17 protein-coding genes and 3 pseudogenes are annotated in these 16866 nt (G+C 58.4%); 19 read left to right on the forward strand and 1 reads right to left on the reverse strand.

The window, feature by feature from the left end:
- The first annotated feature begins 329 nt into the window (after nucleotides 1–329).
- From R1A29_RS21900 to R1A29_RS21945, 10 genes and pseudogenes are all read left to right on the forward strand, one after another.
- Nucleotides 330–755: a hypothetical protein gene (locus R1A29_RS21900; RefSeq protein WP_438299553.1), complete on the forward strand. Its 426-nt coding sequence runs from the start codon at nucleotides 330–332 to the stop codon at nucleotides 753–755.
- Nucleotides 756–820: 65 nt separating this feature from the next.
- Nucleotides 821–1162 (forward strand): hypothetical protein, encoded by a 342-nt coding sequence (locus tag R1A29_RS21905; protein WP_438299554.1) that lies wholly within the window; start codon nucleotides 821–823, stop codon nucleotides 1160–1162.
- Between the two features lie 310 nt (nucleotides 1163–1472).
- Nucleotides 1473–1778: a hypothetical protein gene (locus R1A29_RS21910; protein WP_438299555.1), complete on the forward strand. Its 306-nt coding sequence runs from the start codon at nucleotides 1473–1475 to the stop codon at nucleotides 1776–1778.
- A gap of 70 nt (nucleotides 1779–1848) precedes the next feature.
- Nucleotides 1849–2259 (forward strand): hypothetical protein, encoded by a 411-nt coding sequence (locus R1A29_RS21915; protein ID WP_438299556.1) that lies wholly within the window; start codon nucleotides 1849–1851, stop codon nucleotides 2257–2259.
- A gap of 62 nt (nucleotides 2260–2321) precedes the next feature.
- Nucleotides 2322–2927 carry a DUF3275 family protein gene (locus R1A29_RS21920; RefSeq protein ID WP_438299557.1) on the forward strand — a complete coding sequence of 202 codons (606 nt, stop codon included), beginning with the start codon at nucleotides 2322–2324 and terminating at the stop codon, nucleotides 2925–2927.
- Between the two features lie 93 nt (nucleotides 2928–3020).
- A complete protein-coding gene (locus tag R1A29_RS21925) occupies nucleotides 3021–3275 on the forward strand; it encodes a hypothetical protein (RefSeq protein ID WP_438299558.1) in 255 nt (84 codons plus the stop codon).
- A gap of 64 nt (nucleotides 3276–3339) precedes the next feature.
- A complete protein-coding gene (locus R1A29_RS21930) occupies nucleotides 3340–3942 on the forward strand; it encodes a hypothetical protein (protein ID WP_438299559.1) in 603 nt (200 codons plus the stop codon).
- A gap of 28 nt (nucleotides 3943–3970) precedes the next feature.
- A pseudogene (locus R1A29_RS21935) lies at nucleotides 3971–5409 on the forward strand (DUF6094 domain-containing protein).
- 97 nt (nucleotides 5410–5506) lie between these two features.
- The gene (locus R1A29_RS21940) at nucleotides 5507–7756 is read left to right on the forward strand and encodes an SNF2-related protein (RefSeq protein WP_438299560.1); all 2250 of its coding nucleotides are present in this window, start codon (nucleotides 5507–5509) and stop codon (nucleotides 7754–7756) included.
- A gap of 82 nt (nucleotides 7757–7838) precedes the next feature.
- Nucleotides 7839–8303 (forward strand): DUF6392 family protein, encoded by a 465-nt coding sequence (locus R1A29_RS21945; protein ID WP_438299561.1) that lies wholly within the window; start codon nucleotides 7839–7841, stop codon nucleotides 8301–8303.
- Between the two features lie 23 nt (nucleotides 8304–8326).
- On the opposite strand, the gene R1A29_RS21950 is transcribed toward R1A29_RS21945, so the two are convergent.
- Nucleotides 8327–9022, reverse strand: coding sequence for an SOS response-associated peptidase family protein (locus R1A29_RS21950; protein WP_438299562.1), 696 nt, complete (start codon nucleotides 9020–9022; stop codon nucleotides 8327–8329).
- 107 nt (nucleotides 9023–9129) lie between these two features.
- Here R1A29_RS21950 and R1A29_RS21955 point away from each other — a divergent pair, with 107 nt between their 5' ends.
- From R1A29_RS21955 to R1A29_RS21995, 9 genes and pseudogenes are all read left to right on the forward strand, one after another.
- Nucleotides 9130–9558 carry a LexA family protein gene (locus tag R1A29_RS21955; protein WP_438299563.1) on the forward strand — a complete coding sequence of 143 codons (429 nt, stop codon included), beginning with the start codon at nucleotides 9130–9132 and terminating at the stop codon, nucleotides 9556–9558.
- On the forward strand, nucleotides 9548–10822 hold the full coding sequence (gene umuC / locus R1A29_RS21960) for a translesion error-prone DNA polymerase V subunit UmuC (RefSeq protein ID WP_438299564.1): 1275 nt from the start codon (nucleotides 9548–9550) through the stop codon (nucleotides 10820–10822). Before R1A29_RS21955 ends, umuC begins: the two co-directional genes overlap by 11 nt.
- Before the next feature lie 263 nt (nucleotides 10823–11085).
- On the forward strand, nucleotides 11086–11784 hold the full coding sequence (locus R1A29_RS21965) for a methyl-accepting chemotaxis protein (RefSeq protein ID WP_438299565.1): 699 nt from the start codon (nucleotides 11086–11088) through the stop codon (nucleotides 11782–11784).
- Nucleotides 11785–11794: 10 nt separating this feature from the next.
- The gene (locus R1A29_RS21970; protein WP_438299566.1) at nucleotides 11795–12553 is read left to right on the forward strand and encodes a TIGR03759 family integrating conjugative element protein; all 759 of its coding nucleotides are present in this window, start codon (nucleotides 11795–11797) and stop codon (nucleotides 12551–12553) included.
- Nucleotides 12538–13097 (forward strand): annotated as a pseudogene (locus tag R1A29_RS21975) (lytic transglycosylase domain-containing protein). Before R1A29_RS21970 ends, R1A29_RS21975 begins: the two are co-directional and overlap by 16 nt.
- Complete coding sequence (locus R1A29_RS21980; RefSeq protein WP_438299567.1) at nucleotides 13094–13624, forward strand: integrating conjugative element protein; 531 nt, start codon at nucleotides 13094–13096, stop codon at nucleotides 13622–13624. Before R1A29_RS21975 ends, R1A29_RS21980 begins: the two are co-directional and overlap by 4 nt.
- 35 nt (nucleotides 13625–13659) lie before the next feature.
- Nucleotides 13660–13881, forward strand: coding sequence for a hypothetical protein (locus R1A29_RS21985; RefSeq protein ID WP_438299568.1), 222 nt, complete (start codon nucleotides 13660–13662; stop codon nucleotides 13879–13881).
- A gap of 1 nt (nucleotide 13882) precedes the next feature.
- A complete protein-coding gene (gene traD, locus R1A29_RS21990; RefSeq protein ID WP_438299569.1) occupies nucleotides 13883–16099 on the forward strand; it encodes a type IV conjugative transfer system coupling protein TraD in 2217 nt (738 codons plus the stop codon).
- Nucleotides 16100–16109: 10 nt separating this feature from the next.
- Nucleotides 16110–16858 (forward strand): annotated as a pseudogene (locus R1A29_RS21995) (TIGR03747 family integrating conjugative element membrane protein).
- Nucleotides 16859–16866: the final 8 nt, after the last annotated feature.

Raw genomic sequence — 16866 nt, forward strand, 5'->3', positions numbered from 1 at the left:
CCATGAATCAGGAACAACCTGTTCTGGAGCCATCCATGAATCAGGAACAACCTGTTCTGGAGCAATCCATGAATCAGGAACAACCTGTTCTGGAGCAATCTATGAATCAGGAACAACCTGTTCTGGAGCAACCCGTCAATCAGGAGCAATCAGTCGCCGGCCAGTTCGGTGAACAGCCTGAACCTGCCTTCGGTGATGATCTTTCCCAAGAGGCCCACCAGGCCGCATAACCCCTATCAAGGCGCTGACATCAGCGCCTTCTCTTACCGCAAAGATGCAGGGGACGCCTATCCCCAGCGGGAGGCGTTTTCCTTATCAAAGGAGCCGCCATGCCGTACAGCATCACAATCGCTGGAAACATTCATCACTGTTTCCCTGACTTCGAAACTGCTCGTTCAGATGTGCTGGAACTGCGAAGCCAAGGACATAAGCCTAGGCTGTATGTTTCGACCACGTTTGAATGCTTGGGCTGTGAGATCGACGATGTCGGAGAGCGAATCCCGGACTATACACATACAGCCTGGAGCGATTTTGCCAACTTGCTCCCGAACTTCGACTCTGCTTGGTCAATCGAGGATGATGATTTATTGAATTCTGCCTATCGCTTTGTGGACGTCTTTGTTCTATTGAACGGCCATACCTTTCACTTGGCAGATATGCGTTATACCCGAGGCGAAGAGTTCCCTGATCACCTCCTTGTAAAGACACACCTTCTTCGCGTCTTGCAGGATCTTATGGATCCTAATGAGCTGTAGCATCTAACTTAACCTTTTCGGGTACATCACCCGAGTGGGCTGGTGACCCCCATCGGAGAATCACCATGATCCATGCCACCCAATCCTTCAATGGCGTCATGTTCATCACAAACCCCTCAGTGCCTCGAGCTTTCATACGTGTGGACGTTCTCGAGCGGCGTTACGCTGACACAATCAAAGCGATCTCAGAATCAGCTTCCGACCGATGTGGTCAACACTTCGAGCTGTATGAACTAGGCCTGTTGAGTTCCTTGCGTGAACAATACACCGCCCTCACCTTTCCTCACGATCAGTTGTTCAAACGTGAGGCAGAACGGCAAGGCTTCCTGCTTGATAATGAGCACTACCGCGCTGTACAGGAAGCAGCTTCCAACCTCTGGGAAGATATCTACGAGGATATGATCTGACCCACCGTGTTTCTCCTGTTGTCCACCCCGAAGGGCATCCCTTCGGGTGGAACTTAAACGCAGTATACGGGCGACTGAGAGGGCCTCTGCCTACTGCCCGGCCCATCGAATTCGGTATTGGTTCACTGTCGTAGACAGTGCCTCCCGGAGCCAGGGTTTAAGGCTCCAGCGCGTTGCGCCAACCCGCCCAAGATCGCCTAGCACTCGGTGGCGCGATCACATCACCTAGTGATGGAGTGCTTTCTACATAACTTACCTGCGGGGATCTCATCCTCGCGGACTGAGGCCTCGCTCACTTTGGAGACCTCTGATGTCCATACCGTCCTACCTCACCCTTCCGGTTGTCTTGGACAACGCTGCGTGGATGCGCGCGGTCTATCTCGAAAACCCAGACAGGGTAGCCGAAATGAGCCAACGCCTCGCCACCGTCGTACAAACGGCGTGGCAGGAGCTCAAGCAGCAACCCCTGGCCAAGGCATTCACCTTCGGCGTTTACACAAAGCTCCACACTGGCCGACAGCGTGACTGGGTTGCCCTCGCTTTGCGAGTCGTCACTCCCGAGAACGAGCCTGCCTACATCCAGATCCAACTGCAGCCTGCTGCAGACCCTGCCTGACACAGCCATTTTTACTCACCCAGAGGGGTCACCCTCTGGGGTGGCTTCTTCTCAACCAGGAGCACGCCACATGGCACAATCACCCAACCCCTTCAACATCGCTATCAGCGATCACTCTCTGACCCATCCCTGCTGCAGCCCTTCGTTCGAAATCGCCTCTGCACACTTGCCCGAAGAAGACTGGATGGACCTACAAGCACTTGCTGAAAGTGCTGACACATCGCTGCTTCAATTCGAGTGCTACATCCTGCCTGACAGTGACGCCATTGGCTTCAAGATCCTCAGCACCCCCTGGACAGACCAACATCTGGGAGAGTACTGGGGGTATGACCTGTCGACACTTCAAGCTCTGCAAGCCGCCGAGGGCTTCAGCGAGGAGACCATCCGAGTGCTCACTCTTGCCGCTCAAGCTGCAGTGAGGTTCTTGGTCATCGATCCCAACAGCAATGTTCTCAACGGTTTGCCTCTGTTCGACTGCTGACCACCTTCCACCCTCGCGGGGAACGCCCGCCGGGTGTTCCCCATGCTTTACGGGGAGCACACATGATCTCCATCACTGGCCAGTTGGCCATACGCACTATCTCCGGCCGGCTTGGACTCTTCAACGTCGGGCGCCTCAGCACCTCGATCGGTGAATTCACTATCAAGGATGCCCTCCTAGACCAATACCGAGAGGGCAAGTACAGAGGTGACTTCGCTATCAAGCAGATACGCCCCTCGTACTACTCCCACGGCGGCCGACTCGTTGTCGAGATCAGGGCTGAACTCGAGGGCATGACTCTAGAGGACGTAACAGGCCTCAGCCGCGAGGACGAGGAGCACCTGCCGACCAATGTCCCCGACCCTCTGGAGGAAGATGGGCCGGCGCCGCAGCTGGAACCGCCCCGACGCACTCCAGTTGCCCCCACCCCACCACCTCAAACCGATGCTCTGACCTCGAATGAGCCATTTGGGATGGATCAGCCGGCACCATCAACGGCTGCTGACCCAGACGCCGAGCTGTTCGGCACAGTCTGGCCATTGAGCAAAACCGTAAGGCTCGACACCACCGTAGACCGACAACGACTGCGCGCCCAATGCACGCGACTGGACCAGCTCGGTTTCACCATGGACTTCAAAACTCAAACTTGGACCAAGGCCTCGCGTTAACTCGCCCCTTCCAAGCCAATGCCGTAATCAACCTGCATCACACACCCTGAGGGGCCTCCTCAGGGGGCTCCATTTCTCTACCGGAGCAACACCATGAATGTCATCTTCAACAACTTGAGTGCAAAGACCCTCGCCAATGTCGAGGACCATCTGTCCAACAACGAGGTGTCCACTGATGAGGAACTCATCGACCTGTTCATCGAAGATTTAGGACTAACGCTGGACCAGGCTGAGGCTGCTGTGCGTCTCCGCGATCAGTACCGAATCCAAATATTCCTCGTAGGTCACGGGCCGTTGCACCAATCAGATAGTGTGGCGTTTGATCCAACCACCAGAACATTCAATTAACCACCAGACCACCCCGGGGGCGTTTCCGCCCTCTGGGAGGGGCGCCTCCCCAATGGAGGCCATCATGCACCCATCCCCTTTGTTCCAGATCGAGGAATGCCCAGACCTGTACGTCGACGCCTGCGTGTGCGACGAACAGCGCAACCTGGTGTTCATGTCGGCCTGGGGTCGTGACACCGCCCTGCAGGAGTTTCTGGCCAGGCTCACGCTTGGCCGGGAAGATAACGGCCTCGAGCAGTTTCACATTCTCGTCGACGGGCGGAGCATCCCCGTCTTCCCTAACCAGGACCAGCTGGAAAAGCGCACTACACGGCAATTCCGCGGCACTTTGTTCGGCAGCATGTTGCACCTCTGGCTGTTCGATCGACGCGCCTCGGTGCCCGACCAAGCCAATCACTTCGCATTCGCCCTCCTCGAACGCAATGAAACCCCACACCATCGGCTCTGGCCACTTGTGATTGAGACCTGCCCCCTTCCCCTTCTATCCCACTGGCGCGAGCCCGTGATGGAAGTGCTGACCCAGCACCAGATGCTAATCGCCCTCCCTGGAGCAATCGGCAATATCTGCGCCTGGCGACTCGCCATGAAGCTCGAGGTACTCGAGCCTGCTCTCGGAGAGCTGATTCGCCAGGGCTTGCTTACCACTGAAGCTCAGGCGCCTGCCTGAGCTCATTCACCAACTCAAAGGACGCCCTATGGCCCTCATGTTTCCGCGCCTGGCGCGCAACTTTGCCCGCAACGGCTACTACCCCACCGATGAAATCACTCTTGAACGAACACTGCAGGCACTCACTCCCGCCACTTCGGGCAAAATGAGGATCTGCGACCCCTGTGCTGGTGAGGGTGTTGCCCTTGCTGAAGCGGCTCACTTTCTGGGCCGCGAACAGGTCCAAGCGCTAGCCGTCGAGTACGATCGCGAACGCGCGAATCACGCGCGTGGTCTGCTCGACAGGGTCCTGCACAGCGACCTGTTCGACACCTTAATCAGCCGCCAGTCGTTCGGTTTGCTCTGGCTCAACCCCCCTACGGTGACCTGGTCTCGGATCACTCCGGTGCATCCCAGTACCAAGGCAGCGGCCGCCGGCGCCTGGAGAAAGCCTTTTATCAGCGCTGCCTCCCGCTTCTGCAGTACGGCGGCGTGATGGTGCTCATCGTCCCTCACTACCTGCTGGACGACGAGTTGACTGGATGGCTGAGCAATCACTTCGCCGACCTGCGGGTGTACGGTGCTGCAGATCCCACTTTCAAACAGGTGGTGATCTTCGGCATCCGTGTACGCCGGCAGGACCTAGCCCGGGCTTCCACCAACCAGGTGAAAACTCGCCTGCAGGCGATCGGCGCGGGGCAGGAACAGGCCGAGGAGATCCCGGCCACCTGGCCATGGGAGCCGTACCTCGTCCCGTCAGTTGTTAGCGAGCTGGAGCACTTCTACCGCATTACCCTGGAGCCGGAGCAATTCGCCGCCGAGATTCTGCGGTTGCGAGGACTCTGGCCCGACTTCAACTTGCACTTCGGGCAAGCCGGCCTTCAACCGCGAGCCCCTGTTCGCGAGCTTTCTCGCTGGCACCTCGCTCTGGCCCTGGCCGCCGGCGCAATTTCCGGTGTTGTACGTTCGAAGTCGGGACGGATCTTGGTCGTGAAAGGTGATACCTACAAGGACAAGGCGCGCAAGACCGAATTCACCGAGGACGAGAAGGGTAACGTTTCAGAAGTCAGGATCCTCACAGACCGCTTCATCCCGATCATCCGCGCTTGGGAGATGACGCCCTCCTCAATGAACCACGGCCAGGTACTGATCATCAGCTCTTCGCCGCCGAGCATCGACGAATCGCCTGCAGCGGATAAGCCAGTTGCAACGTCACTGTTTAACCCTGGACAAATTGTGATGACCGCCGCGATCAGCCACCTGGTTGAAAGCAGGCAGCTCAATCCCACCTCTGCACTGAAACGCCATCTGGCAGGCGATTGGGGGGAACTGTGCGACGACGACAGAGCCTCCAACCAGCTCGCACTTACCCACGGAGACCGCTTGTTCTCAAGCTACGACATCGACGCCGGCGACGAGTCCAGACTTTGGATCATCACCGAAGCCGACCGTAGCTCAACCACCCTGCTACTTCCCAGCGACTACTGACCCACGCCGCAACGGCGAATACACCACATAGACCCGCAGGGTATGCCCATACCCGCCCGGGTTTGTGCATGCCCTGCGTTACCTGCAGGAGATGCAAATGAACGCATTGACCCAACCGGCCGGCTCGGCCAACTCACCACTGAACATCAACCTGACCGATTTCATCGAAGAGTTCGGCGACGAGCTCTTGGAGTCACTCAATCGCTCCAACCCTCCGGTTTATACCGGTAACGTCAACGAACAGCGCCAGGCCGTGATGGCGAATCTCAAGCGCACGCCATTCTTGGCGCAAGCTGAGGTTGTCCAAGCCATCACGGCGCTACTGCTCGATCGCAACGAGCAAGCCGCGATCATCAACGCCGAGATGGGTACCGGGAAAACGATGATGGCCATCGCAGTTGCTGCCGTGCTACACGCGGCAGGCTATCGTCGTACCCTCGTCATCTCGCCACCCCACCTGGTCTACAAGTGGCGGCGCGAAATTCTAGAAACGACGCCTGGCGCCCGCGTCTGGGTACTCAACGGCCCGGATACGCTGGTCAAACTGCTCAAGCTGCGTGACCAATCGCGGCAAGCCTACGACGGCCGGCCGGAGTTCTTCATCCTCGGCCGTGTACGGATGCGGATGGGCTTCCACTGGCGGCTCGCCTGCTGGAAGCGACGAACTGCAGGCGGCCAGCTGTTGGCGGCATGCCCGGACTGTGGCCAGGCCCTAGAGGACCTGGAAGGTAACCTGGTCACCGTGGACGAGTTCAAGCGCGGAGACCGCCGTCGTAACTGCACCGCCTGCAACGCCGCCCTCTGGACACTGATGCGCCCAGGCAAAGCCGATGGTGGCGATCGACGCTCGACGATCCTCAAGTCGATGTGCCGGATCCCGACGATCGGCCCGGTTCGGGCGGAACGGCTGCTGAATGACTTCGGCGAGGACTTCCTGGCCTCGATGCTGGTCGACAACGTCTCAGAGTTCATCAATCTGATGGACGCGAAGGGCAATTTCGTCTTCAGCGACCGCCAGGCCAAGCGCATGGAGCGAGCGATGGCCAACATCGAGTTCGGATTCGGCGAAGGCGGTTACCAGCCGACAGAGTTCATCAAACGCTACCTACCCGATAGTTTTTTCGATCTGCTGGTTGTCGATGAGGGGCATGAGTACAAGAACAGCGGTTCGGCCCAGGGCCAGGCCATGGGGGTATTGGCCGCGAAGGCGCGTAAAACCGTGCTCCTCACCGGGACCTTGATGGGTGGCTACGCCGACGACCTGTTCTACCTGCTGTTCCGCATCCTCACCCAGCGCATGATCGAGGACGGCTACCGACCCAACGCACGCGGCAGTATGGCTCCTGCAGCCATGTCGTTCATGCGCGATCACGGCGTGCTCAAGGACATCTACACCGAGCGCGATGGCGATTCGCACAAAACCGCCAAGGGCAAGAAGCTGTCGGTACGCACCGTGAAGGCCCCAGGCTTCGGCCCTAAAGGCATCCACCGGTTCGTGCTGCCATTCACCGTGTTCCTGAAGCTCAAGGATATCGGTGGCAACGTGCTGCCCAGCTACCAGGAGGAGTTCATCGACGTGCCCATGGCGCCGGAGCAGGCCTCAGCCTACCAGCGCTTGGCGGCCACGTTGACCGCTGAGCTCCGCCAGGCCCTGGCCCGGAGAGACACCACCCTTCTGGGAGTGGTGCTCAATGTGCTACTGGCTTGGCCGGATTGCTGCTTCCGATCGGAGATGGTCAAACATCCGCGGACCCGAGACACGCTGGCCTTTGTGCCGGGGCTCTTCGGCGACGATGAACTGATGCCCAAGGAACAGGCGCTGCTGAACCTATGCCTCGAGGAGAAAGCGAAAGACCGTAAGGTCCTTGCATATACCGTCTACAGCGGGACGCGCGACACCACGTCCAGGCTGAAGAAGGTCCTCGAGCAGGCAGGCCTCCGCGTTGCGGTACTGCGGGCCACGGTTGAAACGGCTCGGCGCGAGGACTGGATCCTCGACCAGGTCGACCGCGGTGTCGACGTGCTGCTCACCAACCCGGAGCTGGTTAAGACCGGGCTGGACCTACTGGACTTCCCAACCATCGCGTTCCTGCAGACGGGGTACAACGTGTACACCCTACAGCAGGCCGCGCGACGGTCGTGGAGGATCGGACAGAAACACCCGGTCCGCGTAGTGTTCTTCGGCTACGCCGGCAGCTCGCAGATCACCTGCCTGCAGTTGATGGCCAAGAAGATCGCAGTGGCGCAGAGCACTTCGGGTGATGTACCGGAATCCGGACTCGACTCCCTGAACCAAGACGGCGACTCGGTTGAGATGGCGCTAGCTAGACAGCTCATCGCGGCATAGCATATGGCCACCCTCGGGTGGCCTTTTTTTTCCACCTGCGAATATGACACTTTGACGAGTTTGACCATCAATGGAAATGCCGATGAAAGGACAACTTGAACTTCTGATCAACAACTTGGGCAACTCATATCACACTCTCGTGAGACTTGGGCTAGTTGACGAGCACTCCATCCGTTTGTCTGAGTATGAAGATAGCGACTCACTTGAAATCGAAAGTATCCCAGGCCTCGAACTAGTTTTTGAGCCGAATAACTGTAGGTTTGAGACCATATACATCCGCTTAAGGAATGACCAAAACTACAGCCTTCCTACTTATTCCGATCAACTGCCTAACCCGCTTGATCTCATCAGTGATCGACATGACGCCTACAATTGTCTAGGAGACCCCCTCTACAGTGGCGAGGCAGACCTCAACAATAAAATACCTGCCCGAGACACGTTCCAGCTCGCTCAGAATCTTCATTCTGCAGCAAGCCTATCTGTTCAATATGGAACGGACTTGAAGCCGAACACCATTGTAGTTTCTTTGCTGGATGCTTCGGTCTAATTTTCCGTAATTTCCATATAGCCCTATTGTGACGATACGGGCTGAATTAAATCTTCTCCTTGATTGCGGACATTTCCCACCTGTTTGCTGACAGGGAACCAGCGGAAGTCGACCGCGGGCCGGCAGCCTGTTTGGACGATCTCTTCCAACCGCTTAGTCGTTGTGTTTGGATCTATCCATTCTCGGGCAAGCTCAGGGGTAAGTACTAGGGGCTTACGATCATGGATATCCACCAAGCCTTCATCAGCAGCTGCAGTTACGATTACGAAGCCGTTGCGCTCATCCGGCTCCAGTCCTGGATGAACTTCGGCCAACGCCGCGAAGAACAAAGGCGTACCGTCGGCCGCCTGGATGTAGTAAGGCTGCTTGCGCTTCGGGTCCTTGGGCTCGGCGACCCACTCGAACCACCCATTGGCCGGCGCCAAGGCTCGACCACTCGGCCATAGCGATTTGAAGAATTTTCCGGTCATCACTGTCTCGGCCCGCGCATTGATCGGGTCAGGACGCTTTCCTTTAGCCCAAAACGGCGACCATCCCCACCTCACCCGTTCGATACTCAGTCCTCCAGGCGCAGGCCTTATCACTTCAACTCGGGTAGAGGGCGCGACGTTGTACCGGTTGATCCGCTCGTGGTCATACCCATTGATCACCATCAGATCGAGCGCCAATTGTTTCAAGTAGTCGTCCATGCTCTCGTAGATTGAGTATCGCCCGCACATAACCCACCTCGCTCGTTTGTCGGATGCATCGCATCCGCGCATTGACGTAACAGCGGCCTGACAGTTTACTGTATGAATATACAGACCATCATTTGGATTGACCCGTCATGACCCTTACTTTCCTTGGCACGCCGACTGGCGGCCCAACATTGCTGCCGGTGTATTCGTTTCGTGTGCCGGCGGGTTTCCCCTCTCCAGCGGCGGATCACCTGGAACGCCACATCTCGCTCGACGAGCTATTCGATTTGCGCGCGCCTCACGTTTATCTCGTGCAAGTGGATGGCAACAGTATGCAGGGTGCCGGCATTTATTCGGGTGACCTGCTTATCGTAGACCGGAGCAAGGAAGCCGAGCATGGCGACATCGTGATCGCTGCAATCAACGCCGAGCCGGTGTGCAAGCGACTGTACCGGCGCAACGGGATGGTGGTCCTTCAGTCCGAGAATTCAGCCTACCCGCCGCGACACATCTTGGAGGGCGACGACTTAGTCATCTGGGGTGTGGTTCGTTACAGCGTGCGCGACCATGCCCAGTAGTGAGCAGGTGTTCGCGCTGATCGACTGCAACTCCTTCTATGCGAGTTGCGAGCGCGTGTTCCGGCCGGATCTCGCAAAGACGCCGATCGTGGTGCTGAGTAACAATGATGGGTGTGTGATAGCCCGGTCATACGACGCCAAACCGTTCGTAAAAATGGGCGAACCCTACTTCCAATGCCGTGAAAAGCTGCGTCGTCACGGCATCGTGGCGTTCTCGTCGAACTACGCGCTGTACGGTGACATGAGTGAGCGGGTCATGTCGCTGATCGAGTCTATGGTGCCGGCGACCGAGGTCTACTCGATTGACGAGTGTTTTGCCGACCTAACAGGTGTACCAGGAAGTCTGACACAGCTCGGCCGTGATGTGCGTGCCAAGGTGCTGCGGTGTACCGGGATCCCAGTCGGGGTTGGGATCGCTCGCACGAAGACCCTGGCGAAGCTTGCCAACCACACCGCGAAACGATTACAGGCGCACACGGGTGGGGTGGTCGACATCACCGATGAATTCAAACGCGATTGGGTACTTCGTAACACCGAGGTGAAAGAGGTGTGGGGCATCGGTAGGAAGATGACGGTGCACTTAGAGGCTCTGGGTATCCTTACGGCGATGGATCTGGCCAAGGCAGATCCGCGCATGTTGCGCGAGAAGTTCAGTGTGGTGGTGGAGAAGACCGCGCGTGAGCTCGCCGGCACGCCATGCCTCGAACTGGATGAGGCCGACCCGCCGAAGCAGGAAATCTGCTGCAGCCGGATGTTCGGCAAGAGAATGACAGAACTGACGCCAATCAAGCAGGCGGTGGCCACCTATGCAGCACGAGCAGCCGAAAAGCTGCGGGCCCAGGGATCGGTGTGCAAACGCATGCGAGTGTCGATCCGCACCGGCATGTTCAATCCCAACGAGCAGCATTTGGCGAAAGGAGCGATGGTTGAGCTACCTTACCCCACGAACGACACCTTATTGCTCACGCGGGCGGCGACTGAGGCTGTGGAGAAGGTCTACCTGGACGGTTACCGCTACAGCAAAGCCGAGGTGCTACTGCTCGATCTGCGGCAACCGGGCGAGTTCACCGATGATCTGTTTGCGGCGACGCAGCCAGTTGCCTGTGATCGCCTAATGTCGGTAATGGATGGCATAAACCAGCGGTACGGCAAAGGCACACTGAGGTCTGCCAACGTTCCAAGCAGTCCTGAGTGGGGCATGCGTCGTGAACTTCTGAGCCAGTCGTTCACAACCCGGTTGGATCAGCTATGGCGTGTCTACTGATCAGATTGCAATCTCAGGTATGCATAAATAGGTTTGAACATTCGGAGTAATTGTTCACTGGCCGTCAGCCGAAAAAGCCGCTTGTCCAGCACGCTCGTCCTGAGCGACTTGGGCTGCAAGAGTGGGTTTTGAGCCGCGACGCTCACCAGCAGATGGCGGCCCTTCGGCATCGATCAATAAATTCCACACGGGCGGGCTAAGTATTTTCTGCTGAAACAGCGTCATGGTTGCGCGAGGGTGTACTCGGCTTCGAGAGGACACCCATGAAACTGCCGATCCGAAAATATCTGCCCATCGCCGTAGGACTGCTGATCCTGGGCGGCATCATCGCGTTCCAGCAATACCAGCTGTCAACCCTATCTCGCGCTGTGAACGGAGCAGCAGAGAAAATTTCCATCGATGCACTCCAGAGCAGGATGAGCGCGATCGACGATCGTCTCGACAATGTCTCAGGCAAACCCATGGTCACGATGGAGGACTTCCGTGCTAGCCAGCAAGCACTCTCGAGCCGGATCGATGCTGTGCAAACCACGGCAAAGCAGGCTCACGAAGCCGCAGCGGAAACCACTCGCTCATCCGCGACTGCGGGCGATCTCCTGGTACTGAAAGCCGACCTTGAATCGCTTGACGGCAAACTGCAGAGAATGAGCAGGCCACAGGCCCAAGCAACTGCACCAGCTCCTAAAGTCTCCACTTCCAAACCGAAGGCGAAGCCCGCACCGGTTAAAGCCACGCCCATCCCGCAAGAGCCTCCGCCGTTTCAGATGGTCGGTCTCGAATACCGAGGCGGCGAGCGCTTTCTGTCTGTTGCTCCCACCGGCAGCACGCGACTGAGCCAGATCTACCTGCTTCGGCCAGGCGAAATGGTCAGTGGCAGCACCTGGAAACTCAAGGCTGTAGATGAACGAACTGCAACCTTCGACGCCGGCGGTACAACCCGAACCCTGAGCATCCAGCCATGAGAACAGCATCATGAATCTACCGATCGTTCGAGCCATTGCCTGCGCCTGCGTATTTATTGCTGCAAGCATTGAGGCGGCGCCGCTTCCTTCCGCTGCAGGAGGAGCGGCCCCCAGTGTTCAACAGCTCACCAGCGAAAGCACCCTGTCGCAGAACAAGCTTAATGATAAGGCAGCGCAGGAGTGGGGCCTGACCTCCAAGGAATACGAGCGATATCAAGAGGTGATGCAAGGGCCTCGGGGGGTATATTCGCCGGGGCTTGACCCGCTTACTGCACTCGGAATTGAAGCCCGATCGGATAGCGAGCGGCGCCGGTTTGCCGAGCTCCAGGTTCAGGCAGAGAGTCAACGAGTCGACAGAGAGCTCGCATATCAGCGAGCCTACGATGAGGCGTACCAGCGCCTGTTCCCAGGCGTCAATGCCATTGAGATTTCGGCCTCCCCTTCTGCCCGAGCCGGATCCAGAAGCGGCCCATCTCTTGAAGGCAACGGACGAATGGCACTCTTCGTCAAAGACGACTGCCTGCCCTGCATCGACCAGGTCAAACGCCTGCAAGCGTCTCAGACGCCGTTTGACCTCTATTTCGTCGGCAGCCAAAACGACGATGAGCGGATCCGCCGCTGGGCAATTCTCGCAGGTGTTGACCCATCCAGCGTCAAAAGCCGACTGATCACACTCAATCATGACCAGGGCCGTTGGATTCGCCTCGGTCTCGGCGGCTCGCTGCCAGCAGCCGTGACGCAGGTGAATGGATCATGGCGCCGTCAATGAGTTGGTGGCAGCTCTGCCTTCTGCCGGTACTACTGCTCGCCAGCAATGCGTGGGGCGTGGAGGATCCGCCGCCAGCTTACAAGGCGATCGCCATAAGTCATGGGGTTCCACCGGTCGTGCTCTATTCAGTGGCGCTGCAGGAGAGCGGCACCCGACTTCGGGGTCAGCTTGTGCCCTGGCCGTGGACGTTAAACGTTGCGGGCACCGGCTATCGCTTCGCCACCCGTTCCGATGCTTGCCGAGCGCTGTTGATCGCAATCTCGACGGCTGGGCCCGCTCGAGTCGACGTGGGACTGGGACAAACCAATATTCGCTCGAACGGGCATCGCTATAGCTTTCCCTGCGAAGGGTTGGACCCCTACAAGAACTTGGCGGTGACAGCCCAGATACTGGCTGAACAAAAGGCCAAGGGGGAACCTGGATCGATGCTGCTGGGCGGTATCACCGCCCGGCCGGCGGCGCGCCGGCAGCAAAGTACCGTGGCTACTTCGCAAAACATCTCAGCCGGGTCACCGGCATCAATTTCGAGGTACGGACCCCATGACATATCACCACACCTGGCGGTCAAACATCGCGCAGACCCTAGCCTTCGCGATAGTCACCAGCCTGGTCCTGCCCGCCTATGCTGACCAGCAAGCGGTGCTTAGAGTAGTGGAGGACCGCGGCGGAGCATCTGCACTGTCCTACTACCAGGACATTGCCCCCGAGCCTGCGCACACTCCCCCGGTTGTGAATGGCGTCCGGGCTGGGGGAGCGTTCCCGGTGTCGACTCCAGAACTGAGCCCGGGGCCAGTAGAGGGGCGGGTCATCAATGCAGCTGGTCTGCAGCCGATGTTCATCGTCGGGGATGATCCAATGTCGCAGGCCTGGCTCAAGCAGAAATTACCGGCACTTCAAGGCATGCAGGCAGTGGGACTCGCTGTGAATGTCGGCAACGCTGCACGCCTGCAAGAGATCCGCCGCTGGGCCTCTGGGTTGCAGGTGATGCCCGTTCCTGCCAGCGATATTGCTGGTCGCCTGGGGTTGCAGCACTACCCGGTGCTGATCACAGCCACAACCCTTCAGCAGTGAGACCCGGTATGCGCCCAACACGACCTGTATCGCCGGTGTTCACGCTGATCATCAGCCATCCCCTGCACCGCCCTGGCCGGGAGCAAATGATCGAGCAGGTCCGCCACGTGAGCGAGCTCTACGGTGCGCGCTTAACCGGGATCTCCGAGTTCAACGAACATGCATTCGCCCAGCGCCTAGCAGAACGGCTGACACCGGACCAAGTCGAGGCAGCGCGCGCTGAAGCCGACGCCCTCACCCACACCTCGAGGACGTGAGATGGCGACATACACCCTTGAATCTCTGCTCCGCCCCCCGGTCGAACTGTTCACCACTGCAGTCTGCTACGTAGCGGCTGCGCTCTGCATTGGCGCACCCTGGGCTTTCGCCCTAACACCGCTGTTCGGGATTGTCGCCGCCCTGGGCTTTATCTACCTGGGAACCATTCGGCTCCTGCAGGCGCGGAGGGTCCTACGCTACCAGGCGAATCTTCGGCGGCTTCCCCACTACACCATGACCAGCGCTGAAATGCCGATCAGCAACGAGCGCCTGTTCATCGGTCGTGGATTCCGGTGGACACAGAAGCATACGCAACGCCTGGCAGACACTTACCTTCCCCAGTTCGCGGCCTATGTCGAGCCGACAAACCTTTATGCGCGTGCGCGCTGGCTGGAAGAACGTCTGGAGTTCGCCCCCTTCCCGCTGAAGTTGATCACCAAGGTCACTGGGTGGGACTCCAACTGGAACCCTGCTAGGCCGCTGCCACCCGTGGGTGGCCTGCCCAGACTGCATGGGATCGAGCCTGATGAGCAGAACGTCAGCCTGCCTCTAGGTGAGCGCGTGGGCCACACATTGGTGCTGGGGACCACACGAGTAGGAAAGACTCGCCTGGCTGAAGTCTTCATCACGCAGGACATTCGCCGAACGCATCGACGCGGGCCGCGAGTCCGTATGGGGCGCCGGAGCCAAACCTCCCATCGCTGGAGCCGGCGTCGGCGTCCAGAGGCACAGGCCGACCATGAAGTTGTGATCGTCTTCGATCCGAAAGGTGATGCGGATCTGCTCAAACGCATGTATATCGAATGCAAGCGCGCCGGACGCCTCGACGAGTTTTATGTGTTTCACCTGGGCTGGCCGGACATTTCCGCGCGCTACAACGCCATCGGCCGGTTTGGTCGGATCAGCGAGGTCGCCACCCGTATCGCTGGCCAGCTCTCCGGCGAGGGCAACTCTGCTGCGTTCCGTGAGTTCGCCTGGCGATTCGTCAATATCATCGCGCAGTCGTTGGTCGCTCTCGGCCGCCGCCCTGACTACGAACAGATCCGCCGGCACGTTATCAACATCGACGAGCTGTTCATCGAGTACGCACAGAAGTACTTCGCGGAACATGATCCGAAGGCCTGGCAAACCATCGTTGAAGTTGAAGGCAAGATCGATCGGAAGAACCTGTCATTCGCCATGAAGGACCGTCCGCTGCGCGTCGTGGCCATCGACATGTACTTGACCCAGAAACGCATCAACGACTCCGTCATGGATGGCCTGCGCAGTGCCGTGCGCTACGACAAGACCTACTTCGACAAGATCGTCGCGTCTCTGCTGCCGCTTCTGGAGAAACTCACCACTGGGCGTATCGCTGAACTACTCGCGCCCGATTACCTGGATCTCGCTGACCAGCGACCGATTTTCGACTGGATGCAAGTGATTCGGAAGCGCGCGGTCGTATACATCGGCCTCGATGCGCTGTCCGACACTGAGGTCGCTGCGGCGGTGGGCAACTCGATGTTCAGCGATCTGGTCTCCGTCGCCGGCCATATTTACAAGCATGGCATCGATGATGGTCTGCCCGGCCATATGGCCGGTGGCAAGGTTCGTATCAACCTCCACGCTGACGAGTTCAACGAACTGATCGGGGACGAGTTCATCCCCATGGTAAACAAAGCCGGCGGCGCGGGCATGCAGGTCACCGCCTACACCCAGACCATGAGTGACATCGAGGCGAAGATTGGCTCGAAAGCCAAGGCCGGCCAGGTGATCGGTAACTTCAACAACCTTTTCATGCTGCGCGTCCGTGAAACTGCGACCGCCGAGCTGCTGACCAACCAGTTGCCCAAGGTACAGATCTACAACAGCACCCCGGCGAGCAGTGCGAACGACTCGGTCAACGGGAAAACAGCATTCACTTCGAGCTCACATGACCAGGTGCAACTGGCGAGCGTGCCGATGATTGAGCCCGCCCACGTGGTCGCGCTTCCCAAGGGACAAGCCTTCGCGCTCATTGAGGGTGGGAACCTCTGGAAGGTCCGCATGCCGCTTCCCGCGAACGACCCCGACGAAGTCATGCCCGGCAACTTGCAGGATCTGGCTGCGGGCATGCGGCGTTCGGCAGCCTCCTCAAGCGATTGGTGGGAAGCTCCGGGATATCAAGAACTGAAATCAGCCTTGCCTGAAGACCTGGTTGAGGATTTCCGCCAGGTGGCCACCGATGATGCAGCTTGAGGTGTAGCCCATGGCAGATGAAGTTTCAAAGAAGGCCGAACAGCAGCAGGACCGACAGGAATCGCTGTTCAGCAAGATATTCTGGTTCCCGTTCAACTTCATCGGAGTGATGTTTGGCTCGCTGATCGTCGCCATCTTGGTCGACTGGGTATGCCTTTATTTCTTCTGGCCAGAAGCCGGGTGGCGACATGGTCAGCAAATGCTGGTCAGCGAGGTTGGCTGGTTATCCAAAGGTCTGGTCCACAGTGCCATTGTCCAAGAGCCGGGACGCACTGCGACATGGCTGGTCACCGAAGCCTATGACTGGCTGGTCGTGAAGACCGGAATGCTTAGCTGGGTCAGGGGATGGAGTCGATCGCTCAGGCCGGCCCACGCAACGAGCTGGACATGCGCTATTGGGCTGCTCAAAGCATCACTACGGTCCAGAACTATGCCCTGGCGGCTCTTTTCACCGTTCTGGTGTTTTGCGTCCGCCTGGTCGTACTGCTAATGACCATACCGCTGTTCGCAATGGCGGCACTCACAGGCCTGGTCGATGGCCTTGTGCGCCGAGATCTACGCAAATTTGGCGCAGGTCGCGAATCCAGCTACCTCTATCACAAGGCCCGCGCAACGATTATGCCATTGGCTATTTTCCCGTGGACCTTCTACTTGGCGCTCCCGATCAGCATCAGTCCCATGCTGGTGCTGCTCCCCTGCGCCGCCCTGCTCGGTGTGTCGGTGAGCATTACGGCCGCGAGCTTCAAGAAGTATTTGTGAGGAAGAGC

It is taken from the genome of Pseudomonas sp. NMS19W (assembly GCF_051554255.1).
Taxonomy (GTDB): domain Bacteria; phylum Pseudomonadota; class Gammaproteobacteria; order Pseudomonadales; family Pseudomonadaceae; genus Aquipseudomonas; species Aquipseudomonas kribbensis.

Bases quoted from the DNA above. Each gene is read 5' to 3' on its own strand.
- R1A29_RS21940 (WP_438299560.1), top strand. From the start codon at position 5,507: ATGAACGCATTGACCCAACCGGCCGGCTCGGCCAACTCACCACTGAAC.
- R1A29_RS21900 (WP_438299553.1), top strand. From the start codon at position 330: ATGCCGTACAGCATCACAATCGCTGGAAACATTCATCACTGTTTCCCT.
- R1A29_RS21970 (WP_438299566.1), top strand. From the start codon at position 11,795: ATGAATCTACCGATCGTTCGAGCCATTGCCTGCGCCTGCGTATTTATT.
- R1A29_RS21920 (WP_438299557.1), top strand. From the start codon at position 2,322: ATGATCTCCATCACTGGCCAGTTGGCCATACGCACTATCTCCGGCCGG.
- R1A29_RS21930 (WP_438299559.1), top strand. From the start codon at position 3,340: ATGCACCCATCCCCTTTGTTCCAGATCGAGGAATGCCCAGACCTGTAC.
- traD (WP_438299569.1), top strand. From the start codon at position 13,883: ATGGCGACATACACCCTTGAATCTCTGCTCCGCCCCCCGGTCGAACTG.
- R1A29_RS21950 (WP_438299562.1), bottom strand. From the start codon at position 9,022: ATGTGCGGGCGATACTCAATCTACGAGAGCATGGACGACTACTTGAAA.
- R1A29_RS21965 (WP_438299565.1), top strand. From the start codon at position 11,086: ATGAAACTGCCGATCCGAAAATATCTGCCCATCGCCGTAGGACTGCTG.
- R1A29_RS21955 (WP_438299563.1), top strand. From the start codon at position 9,130: ATGACCCTTACTTTCCTTGGCACGCCGACTGGCGGCCCAACATTGCTG.
- R1A29_RS21925 (WP_438299558.1), top strand. From the start codon at position 3,021: ATGAATGTCATCTTCAACAACTTGAGTGCAAAGACCCTCGCCAATGTC.
- R1A29_RS21980 (WP_438299567.1), top strand. From the start codon at position 13,094: ATGACATATCACCACACCTGGCGGTCAAACATCGCGCAGACCCTAGCC.
- R1A29_RS21945 (WP_438299561.1), top strand. From the start codon at position 7,839: ATGAAAGGACAACTTGAACTTCTGATCAACAACTTGGGCAACTCATAT.
- umuC (WP_438299564.1), top strand. From the start codon at position 9,548: ATGCCCAGTAGTGAGCAGGTGTTCGCGCTGATCGACTGCAACTCCTTC.
- R1A29_RS21915 (WP_438299556.1), top strand. From the start codon at position 1,849: ATGGCACAATCACCCAACCCCTTCAACATCGCTATCAGCGATCACTCT.
- R1A29_RS21910 (WP_438299555.1), top strand. From the start codon at position 1,473: ATGTCCATACCGTCCTACCTCACCCTTCCGGTTGTCTTGGACAACGCT.
- R1A29_RS21905 (WP_438299554.1), top strand. From the start codon at position 821: ATGATCCATGCCACCCAATCCTTCAATGGCGTCATGTTCATCACAAAC.